This window comes from Pantoea sp. ICBG 985, assembly GCF_002928365.1.
GTDB lineage: Bacteria > Pseudomonadota > Gammaproteobacteria > Enterobacterales > Enterobacteriaceae > Pantoea > Pantoea dispersa.
In genome coordinates, this window is sequence record NZ_POWM01000001.1 from 259,676 (window position 1) to 268,791 (window position 9,116).

General features: G+C 59.1%; 10 protein-coding genes. 7 read left to right on the forward strand and 3 right to left on the reverse strand.

Features of this window, described 5'->3' with window-relative positions:
• The first annotated feature begins 274 nt into the window (after positions 1 to 274).
• Positions 275 to 700: a GNAT family N-acetyltransferase gene (locus C1Y42_RS01320; protein ID WP_104092682.1), complete on the forward strand. Its 426-nt coding sequence runs from the start codon at positions 275 to 277 to the stop codon at positions 698 to 700.
• Here C1Y42_RS01320 and C1Y42_RS01325 read toward each other — a convergent pair.
• Positions 684 to 2,039 (reverse strand): aminotransferase class I/II-fold pyridoxal phosphate-dependent enzyme, encoded by a 1,356-nt coding sequence (locus C1Y42_RS01325; RefSeq protein WP_104092683.1) that lies wholly within the window; start codon positions 2,037 to 2,039, stop codon positions 684 to 686. The two genes, C1Y42_RS01320 and C1Y42_RS01325, sit on opposite strands and share 17 nt — an antisense overlap.
• A 136-nt stretch (positions 2,040 to 2,175) precedes the next feature.
• Between C1Y42_RS01325 and C1Y42_RS01330 the strand changes: the two genes are divergently transcribed.
• The 6 genes from C1Y42_RS01330 to tatE all read left to right on the forward strand — a co-directional run bounded on the left by C1Y42_RS01330 (position 2,176) and on the right by tatE (position 6,867).
• The gene (locus tag C1Y42_RS01330) at positions 2,176 to 3,135 is read left to right on the forward strand and encodes a nitrate ABC transporter substrate-binding protein (RefSeq protein WP_021508595.1); all 960 of its coding nucleotides are present in this window, start codon (positions 2,176 to 2,178) and stop codon (positions 3,133 to 3,135) included.
• Between the two features lie 2 nt (positions 3,136 to 3,137).
• Positions 3,138 to 3,932, forward strand: coding sequence for a deaminated glutathione amidase (locus tag C1Y42_RS01335; protein ID WP_058781249.1), 795 nt, complete (start codon positions 3,138 to 3,140; stop codon positions 3,930 to 3,932).
• Between the two features lie 22 nt (positions 3,933 to 3,954).
• Positions 3,955 to 4,842, forward strand: a complete 888-nt coding sequence (locus tag C1Y42_RS01340; protein ID WP_104092684.1) for an ABC transporter substrate-binding protein — start codon at positions 3,955 to 3,957, stop codon at positions 4,840 to 4,842.
• Positions 4,839 to 5,798 carry an amino acid ABC transporter permease gene (locus C1Y42_RS01345; RefSeq protein WP_104092685.1) on the forward strand — a complete coding sequence of 320 codons (960 nt, stop codon included), beginning with the start codon at positions 4,839 to 4,841 and terminating at the stop codon, positions 5,796 to 5,798. Before C1Y42_RS01340 ends, C1Y42_RS01345 begins: the two co-directional genes overlap by 4 nt.
• Positions 5,795 to 6,565: an amino acid ABC transporter ATP-binding protein gene (locus C1Y42_RS01350; RefSeq protein WP_104092686.1), complete on the forward strand. Its 771-nt coding sequence runs from the start codon at positions 5,795 to 5,797 to the stop codon at positions 6,563 to 6,565. The genes C1Y42_RS01345 and C1Y42_RS01350 overlap by 4 nt, the downstream gene beginning before the upstream one ends.
• A 98-nt stretch (positions 6,566 to 6,663) precedes the next feature.
• Positions 6,664 to 6,867, forward strand: a complete 204-nt coding sequence (gene tatE / locus C1Y42_RS01355) for a twin-arginine translocase subunit TatE (RefSeq protein WP_010618871.1) — start codon at positions 6,664 to 6,666, stop codon at positions 6,865 to 6,867.
• A 78-nt stretch (positions 6,868 to 6,945) separates the two neighbouring features.
• Here the strand turns inward: tatE and C1Y42_RS01360 are convergent, their stop codons facing one another.
• Both C1Y42_RS01360 and lipA read right to left on the reverse strand, forming a co-directional pair.
• Positions 6,946 to 7,989, reverse strand: coding sequence for a hypothetical protein (locus C1Y42_RS01360; protein WP_146068778.1), 1,044 nt, complete (start codon positions 7,987 to 7,989; stop codon positions 6,946 to 6,948).
• A gap of 155 nt (positions 7,990 to 8,144) precedes the next feature.
• Positions 8,145 to 9,110 carry a lipoyl synthase gene (gene lipA, locus C1Y42_RS01365; protein WP_058757902.1) on the reverse strand — a complete coding sequence of 322 codons (966 nt, stop codon included), beginning with the start codon at positions 9,108 to 9,110 and terminating at the stop codon, positions 8,145 to 8,147.
• Between the last annotated feature and the right edge of the window lie 6 nt (positions 9,111 to 9,116).

Here is a 9,116-nt window from a genome sequence, read left to right on the forward strand (position 1 = left end):
GCGATAATCACCAGCGTACTGAGCGACAGCGCCAGCCATTCATTAAAACAGTGCGGTACCAGATTCTTCATGTGCCATGCCTCGCAACTTCATTTATGCCAGCATGGCAAAGCAAGATTAAGCCAGCCTTAAGCCAGCGTGACAGCGGCATGACAAGGCACATTCTGCGGCGTCGCTCACAGATAATTCCCGTAACATACTCATAACAAAGCTTACTTGCAGATTTTTCAGCGGCAACGCTATATAACAGCAGTCAGGGAACGGAGGAGGCAGGATGAACATACGTGAAGCACAGGCCAAAGACAGCTTTACCCTGAGTGCACTGTTAACCGAGCTGGGTTATCGCGGCACGGAAAAATTTATCAGCGATCGGCTGGCGCAATTGTGCGCCCATCCCGACGAGACGCTGCTGGTGGCGGAACACGGTAACCAGGTGCTGGGATTTCTTTCGCTGCACTTTATTCCGCAGCTGGCATTAGCGGGCGATTTCGCGCGCATCAGCTATTTCTGTATCGCCGAAGGCGAGCGCAGTAAAGGCAGCGGCCAGCAACTGCTGAACCACGCCGAGCAACTGGCGCGTGCCCGTGGCTGCGACCGCATGGAAGTGCATTGTCACGCCTCGCGCCTGAAAGCCAACCAGTTTTATGCGCGTGAAGGCTACGTTGAGTCGCCACGTTATCACATCAAAGATCTGGGCTGATATTAAGCTCGCGTCCGCAGGCAATCACTAACGCATCGGCGATGCTGTCGAGCTGATCGGCCGGCAGCCGCGCAATGCTGACGCGAATGAACTGTCCGCTGTTGATGCTGCAGCGTTCGCCTGGCAGCACGGTGATGCCTCTGGCGGCGAGGGTGATCATGGCATACTGCTCTGACGCCACCGGCAGCATCACGCTCAGGCCGTCGCGATCTTCCTGTACCAGCCCGCGCCGCGCCAGTGCGGCCAGCAATTGCTGACGGCGCGCGGCATACGTGGCTTTAGCCTGCTGTATGCGCTGCTGGGTGGGCGCATCGCTCAGCATCCAGGCCACCGCATCCTGCAAAATACGGCTGGTCCAGCTGACCCCGAAGTTACGCCACGACTGCAGCCGTTTCACCAGTTCTGTCGTGCCGGATACCACCGCCAGCCGCAGATCCGGGCCGTAGGCTTTGGAAAAGGAGTGCACGTGCAGCGTGCGCTGCGGATAGTGGCGGCCGAGACTCCATACCGGCCAGCGCGACAAATCGCCGATGCCATCATCCTCGACAATCAGGGTGGCACTCTGCGCCAGCACCTGCGCCAGCGCTTCGCTGCGCTGCTGGCTGACGCTGTAGCCGGTCGCCGAGTGGGTGCGTGGCTGATAAATGAACATCGCTGGCGCTTTCTGTAAGTGTGTCGCCAGCACCGCGGGCAGCGGTCCCTGCTCATCACCGGGCAGCGGCAGGATCTCGGCACCGATGTTGTCGAGCATATCCAGCAGACGCGTCGCGGTCGGATCTTCAATCACTACCCGATCGCCGGGTGACAGCAGCGTCTGCACTATCAGGTTCATGGCATCGAAGCCGCCATCGGTCGCCAGCCACGCCTCCGCCGGACAGGGCCAGCGCGGCGCAATGGCCGCCTGCAGCTGTGGCGAAATCGCCTCACGCTGATAGCTATTCAGCTGCGGTGACGCCAGCCCGGCCAGCATCGCCGGGCGCAGGTCCGGCAGCAGTGCCGGATCGGGCGCAGCCATCGCCAGCGCGGCTTTGACGTTTTCACCATAGTTGCCAATTTTCTCAAAGCGGACCGGTCGCGGCATCACACTGTTGCCGCACACCCAGATTCCGCTTCGCCCTTTACCCGCCAGCACTTTCTGCTTTTTCAGCTGCGCCCAGGCCGCGGATACCGTGGCCGGACTCACGCCCAGCCGTTCCGCCAAATCGCGCACCGCCGGCATCTGCATGCCCACGGCAATCTGTCCGTCGCGAATCAATGTTGACGCGGCGAGGGTAATGCCTTTGACCGAGGCGTCGTTAATCTGCTGGCTGAGCCACTCTGCATCCACAATTTGCGTCATAAGAAAAAGCTTTGTTCAGTAACAAAGAAATGATTGTTCAGATTAGTATTCGCGTTTTAGACTCAAATTCAAGCACAATTTGCAGAAAAAATGCACAGCGCCAGCGTGGCGGCTGAACAAACGGAGAAGCACAACGATGATCACTATCAGACTGGCGGTGCGCGACTGGGATTACTTCACGCCGCTGGCGCTGGGCGATATTCAGCCACAGGGCTTCAGGCTGATCATTGACCGCGTAGGCACGCTGGTAGATAACCTGGCCAGCAGTGAACACTACGAAGGCGGTGAGGTGTCGTTCAGCCGCTATGCGCAGGCACGGGCGCGCGGCGACAATTCACTGCTCGGCCTGCCGCACTTTCTGATGCGTGGCTTTCGCCAGCGCTGCATCATCACCACCACCGCCAGCCCGCTCACCACGCCAGCCCAGCTGAAAGGCAAAAGAATCGGCGTTACCGGCTGGCAGGACTCCGGTAATACCTGGACGCGCACCGTGCTGCGTGAAGCGGGCGTCGATATCAACGACGCCTTCTGGTTTGCCGGACGCCTGACCGCTGATCATCCGATTGTTGACCGGCTGGCGGGATTTGGTCGCCCGGGCCGCATCGAACCGGCGCCGGACGAGCGTCCGCTGATTGAACTGTTGAAAGCCGGCGAGCTGGATGCGGTGTTCACGCCGTTTATGCCTGAGGGTTTTTTCCTGAAAGATTCCGGTCTGCGCCAGCTGCAGGCGGATTTCGTCAGTGCTGAGCGCGACTACTTCAACCGCGTCGGCTATGTGCCCGGTATTCATCTGCTGGCGCTGAAGCCGGCGCTGGCGGCGGCGCATCCGTGGCTGCCGCAGGCGCTGAGCGAGGTGATCGATCGCGCGTATCAGCTGTGGATGCGCAAACGCGAGAAGTACGCGGATACCACGCCGTGGCTGCTGGATGATTTGCGACGCACCGCGCAGGAATTGCCTGCCGACTGGAATCAAAACGGATTTACCGCTAACAAAAGGATGATTGCCGACTTCGCCCGTGAGCTGTTTCAGCAGGGCTTAACCACAACGTTGCTCTCGCCGGAGGAGATTTTCCCGGCGGCGGCCAGAGGGGAGTGAAGATGAAAGTAGCCATGGGGCAGTTCGCCGTTAGCCGCGAATGGCAGGAGAACACCGCCATTTGTCGCGGTCTGATGCAGGATGCGCTGGCGGCGGGCGCCGATCTGCTGGTGCTGCCGGAAGGCGTGCTGGCGCGCGATATCGCCGATCCCGATCTGGTGTTAAAAGCCGCACAGCCGCTGGACGGGCCGTTTGTCAGTCAGCTGCTGGAAACCAGCAAAGGTAACGCGCTGACCACCATGATGAGCGTGCACGTGCCGACGCAGGATAACAAAGCGCACAACGTGCTGATTGCCGTGCGTAATGGCGAAATCATCGCGCAGTACGTCAAGCTGCATCTGTACGATGCCTTCGCCATGCAGGAGTCGCAGCGGGTCAATCCGGGTGATGCCGTGCCGCCGCTGGTTGAGGTGGCCGGCATGAAAGTCGGGCTGATGACCTGCTACGACGTGCGTTTTCCCGAACTGGCGCGCCGGCTGGTGCTGGACGGTGCCGACGTGCTGGTGCTGCCTTCCGCCTGGGTAAAAGGACCGTTAAAGGAGATGCACTGGGAACTGCTGACCAGTGCGCGCGCGCTGGAAAACACCTGCTACATGGTGGCGGTAGGCGAGTGCGGGCCGCGCAACATTGGTAACAGTCTGGTGATCGATCCGCTTGGCGTGGTGATTGCTAAGGCACCGGAGTGCGCTGCACTGGTGTTTGCCGAACTGGATCCGGCCCGCATCGCCTACGCCCGCAGCGTGCTGCCGGTACTGGAAAATCGCCGCTTTGCCCGTCCGGAATTGCAATCACTTTGACCTGCCTGGGGGAAACTGACTGATGAAAATGCTTTTAACCGCCATCGCGCTGGCGACCGGCCTGACGGCGAGTGTCGTCCAGGCAGCGGACGCCATTCCGACGCAAAAAATGGATAAGGCGCTGCACGATCGGCTGCCAGCGCAGATCAAACAGGCTGGCAAAATGATCTCGGTAAACAACGGCTCCTTTCCGCCGTATGAGATCGTTAACGGGCCGCACTCAATGGATGGCGCCTCGGCCGATCTTACCGTGGCGCTCGGCCAGCTGCTGGGCGTGAAAATTGAACACGCGACGGTGAGCGGTCTGTCCGGCGTACTGGCCGGCATTAATTCCGGACGCTATCAGATGGCCATCGGGCCGATAGGTGATTATCCGGATCGCCAGCAGAAGGTGGACTTCATCGACTACGTGCAGGAGTTCGTGGTGTTTGGCGTGCAGAAGGGCAATCCGGCGCACATCAACGGTCTGGCAGATACCTGCGGCAAGCGCATTGCGGTGATGGCGGCCGGTTCGGCGGAGCAGGTGATCCGCAAACAGTCAGCCGCCTGTGAGGCTGCGGGCAAACCTGCAGTCGTAGTGCAGTCCTTTACCGATCAGCCTTCGTCGATACTGGCGGTGCGCTCGAAGCGTTCGGATGCCTTCTTCTCCTCGCAGGCGCCGCTGACCTATTTCATTGAGCAGGCGCAGGGGCAGCTTGAACTGTCTGGTCAGGGGCAGAAAAACGGCTTTGGCGATATCTTTCAGGGCACGGTCGTTCCCAAAGGCTCGCCGCTGGGCGAGGTGGTGCTGGATGCCTACAAAGAACTATTTGCCAACGGCACCTACGCGGCCATCATGAAAAAGTGGCAGCTGGACGGCAACATGCTGCCGCAGCCGGGACGTAACCTGGCGCAGGAGACGGCAAAATGAGTGCCGTCGGCCCCAACGCGCGCCCCACGGATCAGGCCGACGTGCCGCAGCGCGACGTCGCTTTTGCCCGTAGCGCGCCCGCGTATGGACGCTGGGTTAGCTGGATCGTGGTCCTGACGCTGGCAGCGAATGGTCTGTGGCTGGTGGCGACCAATCCCAATTTTGAGTGGCACGTGGTGCTGCAGTGGTTTACCGAAGGCTCGGTGCTGAAAGGGCTGCAGGTGACGCTCGGGCTGACGGTGGTGTCGATGGTGCTGGGCACCCTGCTGGGGCTGCTGCTGGCGGTCTGGCGGCTGTCAGAGAATAAACTGCTGAGCGGCGTGTCGGCGCTCTACATCTGGTTCTTTCGCGGTACGCCGCTGCTGGTGCAGCTGATATTCTGGTACAACCTGTCGACACTGTTTCCCACGCTTTCGATCACCGTGCCGTGGACAGACATCACCTTTGCCAGCTGGAACACTAACGATCTGATCACGCCGCTGACTGCCGCCATCGCCGGTCTGGCGCTCAACGAGGCTGCCTATATGGCGGAGATTATCCGTGCCGGCCTGCTGTCGGTCGATCACGGTCAGGTTGAAACCACTCAGGCGTTTGGCATGAGCCGCAGCCGCGCGCTGCGGCGTATCATCATTCCACAGGCGATGCGCGCCATTATTCCCCCGACCGGCAACCAGCTGATTAGCATGATCAAAGCCACGTCGCTGGTGAGCGTCATCGCGATGGGCGATCTGCTCTATTCGGTGCAGGCCGTTTACAACCGTACCTTTGAAATCATTCCGATGCTGATGGTGGCGGTGATCTGGTATCTGCTGATTACCTCGATCCTCAACGTCGGCCAGTCAGCCATTGAGCGCTACTACGCGCGCGGCAGCAAACGTACCGTGGTGGTGAACAAACGACGCGCAAGCAGTGACGCGGCGCTGGCTGCGGCCCCGCGTTTAAAGGAGGACGTATGAGCGAGATTCAGCCGCTGGTGCGCGCGCGTAATGTGCAAAAGCGCTTTGGTGATAACGCGGTGCTGAAAGGCATCGACCTTGATGTGTTTCCGGGCGAAGTGGTGGTGATTCTCGGGCCTTCGGGCTCCGGCAAGTCGACCTTTCTGCGCTGCATTAATCATCTGGAAGAGATGAATGCCGGCTCGATTATGGTGGGCGACGAGCAGATTGGTTATGCGCTAAAGCGCGGCCTGCTGCATCGCCTGTCGGCGCGGAAAATTGCCCATCAGCGGCAGAAAATCGGCATGGTGTTTCAGCAGTTCAATCTCTATCCCCATATGACGGTACTGCAAAACATCATGGAAGCGCCGATTGGCGTGCACAAGTTCCCACGCGATGAGGTGCTGCAACACGCGCGTGAGCTGCTGGCAACGGTCGGATTGAGCGATAAAGCCGACGCCTGGCCGCGGCATCTGTCGGGGGGACAACAGCAGCGCGTGGCGATTGCCCGTGCGCTGGCGATCAAACCGCTGCTGATGCTGTTCGATGAACCGACCTCAGCGCTGGATCCGGAACTGGTGGGGGAAGTGCTGGCCACCATGCGTACGTTAGCTAATCGCGGCCTGACCATGATTGTGGTGACGCATGAGATTGGCTTTGCGCGTGAAGCCGCCGATCGCGTGGTGTTCATGGATGGTGGCGTGGTGGTGGAACAGGGACCGCCAGAGCAGGTGATCGGCAATCCGCAGCATCCACGTACCCAGGCGTTTCTCAGCCGCTTTATCTGACCCTGAGATCTCACTCTGTTACAGATTGCAGTTGAGCGTGGTGAATAACTGCGCGTTAATAGTGCTGTCCGTTTTTCGCGAAGGTTGAAAGGTAAAATATGGAAGGTATCAGTATTGCCAAACTGCTGATCATCGGTGCGCTTATCGTACTGCTTTTTGGCACCAACAAGTTACGTTCACTGGGTGGCGATCTGGGTTCCGCAATCAAGGGCTTTAAAAAAGCCATGAAAGATGATGAATCCACCGCAACCAAAAGCAGTGCCGAAGAAACGCCTGCTGAACGCGTCGGCCATAAAGAGTAATCTCTGCGCTGAACGTCAATAAGTGTAAATATTTATTACGTTAAAAAACCAGACTGCTACAGTCTGGTTTTCGTTTTTTTAGTGCCAGACAATGTGATGTTCCAGCGGTTCATCCCAGCCTGGCAGGTTGCCGCCGTGATCGCCGCTGGCGGTCAGTGTGCTGTCAGCATTGTTCCACTCATCCAGCCATGCTTCGCTGAAGGTCAGCGGCAGAATAGCGGGCGCAATATCATCCTGCTGCATCGCCAGTTCCATCAGTGCACAATCAATCGCGCTGAGATCGCTGTCATCAATCGGCGTGATAATGGCGGCAGGCTGCGGCAGTACGGTAATCAACTTATTGTAACGGCTGCTGACATGCCCCTGTTCATCGACGAACTCTGCACTGAAAACATGCTGTGTCGCGCTTAAATCGGCGGGCTGAGCGAACTGCCAGTGACCCTGTTCGTCGCCGGTTACCACCTCGATCAGCACATTATCGATATAAATATGCACCTGAGCGCCCGCCGCCAGCGTGCCGCTAAACATTTTCGGCTCACCGCTGTCGTCGTAATCCACCGCATAGTCGTGTTGCCGTATGTCGCGCAGCACAGCCACCTCTGGCAGACTCAGCGGCTGCCGGACTGGGAGCGTGGGGACAGGCGACGGGTGGGGCGTCTGGTGTTCTGCTGCATACCATGCCGCAGGCAGCGCGCTGACCAGCGACAGCGCCGGGCTGAGCGCCGGAATCTCAGGCAGGCTGTGCCAGACGCTCTCGCCGGCGGCCTGCTGCGCTGACTCAAGCGGCGGCAGCGCTGGCAGCAACGGCGTTTCATCCGGCGTTACGCTGCGCAGTTCGGTGAACGGCAGTGCGGGCGCAGACGCAGGCTGCGCGCTTTGCGGCAGGTGCAGATGAATTTCGTCGTAGCGGTGGTCGATGCTGATGGCGGTTGCAAGAAACGCCAGTTCGCACGACGCATGGGGCGTCACGAACGGATTAGTGATATCCATGGGCGTGGTACGCGCTTTTAGCGCATCCAGGCTTTCGCCCGACGCGCCGCTTCGCGGTCTACCAGAGGATGGACCTGACACATCCGCCGCCCGCATAAAATCGAGCTCATCGATATGAAAGGATGATTGCATAATCTGACCTTTATGAAAAAAACACTGAGAAAATAAAATAATAAACAGGCTCTTATGGCCTCAGCGGTTAAAGCGACAGATTTGCGACAGGAATTAAGCGGTTTAAGCAGAATTTTTGCGATTGCGCCGCAGCAGGGCACAATCGCGGCAGGAGATTACTTCACTTCCAGGCCTTTCGCCTGCATATCAGCGTGATAAGACGAGCGGACGAACGGACCGCATGCCGCATGGGTGAAGCCCATCGCCAGCGCTTCTTCTTTCATCTCATCAAACTCCGCCGGGCTGACGTAACGCTGTACCGGCAGGTGGTGACGGCTTGGCTGCAGGTACTGGCCGAGGGTCAGCATGGTGACACCGTGGCGACGCAGATCGCGCATCACCTCGATGATTTCCGCATTGGTTTCCCCGAGACCGACCATCAGACCGGATTTGGTCGGCACGTCCGGATGCGCCTCTTTGAAACGCTCCAGCAGCTTCAGCGACCACTCGTAGTTGGCGCCCGGACGCACCTGGCGATAGACGCGCGGTACGTTTTCCAGGTTATGGTTGAACACATCCGGCGGCGTAGCCGTGAGGATCTCCAGCGCGCGATCCATACGGCCGCGGAAGTCCGGCACCAGCGTTTCAATTTTGATGGTCGGGCTTTTCTCGCGGATGGCGCTGATGCAGTCAGCAAAGTGCTGTGCACCGCCGTCACGCAGATCGTCGCGGTCCACCGAGGTGATCACCACATAGCGCAGCGCCATGTCGGCGATGGTTTGTGCCAGCTTCAGCGGCTCGTTGGCGTCCGGCGCGTTTGGCCGACCGTGTGCCACATCGCAGAACGGACAGCGGCGGGTACAGATGGCACCGAGGATCATAAAGGTGGCGGTGCCGTGGTTAAAGCATTCGGCAAGGTTAGGGCAGGAAGCCTCTTCACACACCGAGTGCAGGCCGTTTTTACGCATCGCCGCTTTGATGCCCTGAATGCGGCTGGAATCCGCAGGCAGCTTGATCTTCATCCACTCCGGCTTACGCAGGATTTCCTGGCGTTCGGTGACCACGGTTTTTACCGGAATCAGCGCCATTTTGTCGGCATCGCGATACTTGACGCCACGTTCCATCTGAATTGGTTTACTCATAAATCT

Coding starts and splice junctions, on each gene's coding strand:
- C1Y42_RS01320 (WP_104092682.1), top strand. CDS start 275: ATGAACATACGTGAAGCACAGGCCAAAGACAGCTTTACCCTGAGTGCA.
- C1Y42_RS01330 (WP_021508595.1), top strand. CDS start 2,176: ATGATCACTATCAGACTGGCGGTGCGCGACTGGGATTACTTCACGCCG.
- C1Y42_RS01345 (WP_104092685.1), top strand. CDS start 4,839: ATGAGTGCCGTCGGCCCCAACGCGCGCCCCACGGATCAGGCCGACGTG.
- C1Y42_RS01350 (WP_104092686.1), top strand. CDS start 5,795: ATGAGCGAGATTCAGCCGCTGGTGCGCGCGCGTAATGTGCAAAAGCGC.
- C1Y42_RS01335 (WP_058781249.1), top strand. CDS start 3,138: ATGAAAGTAGCCATGGGGCAGTTCGCCGTTAGCCGCGAATGGCAGGAG.
- C1Y42_RS01360 (WP_146068778.1), bottom strand. CDS start 7,989: ATGCAATCATCCTTTCATATCGATGAGCTCGATTTTATGCGGGCGGCG.
- C1Y42_RS01325 (WP_104092683.1), bottom strand. CDS start 2,039: ATGACGCAAATTGTGGATGCAGAGTGGCTCAGCCAGCAGATTAACGAC.
- tatE (WP_010618871.1), top strand. CDS start 6,664: ATGGAAGGTATCAGTATTGCCAAACTGCTGATCATCGGTGCGCTTATC.
- C1Y42_RS01340 (WP_104092684.1), top strand. CDS start 3,955: ATGAAAATGCTTTTAACCGCCATCGCGCTGGCGACCGGCCTGACGGCG.
- lipA (WP_058757902.1), bottom strand. CDS start 9,110: ATGAGTAAACCAATTCAGATGGAACGTGGCGTCAAGTATCGCGATGCC.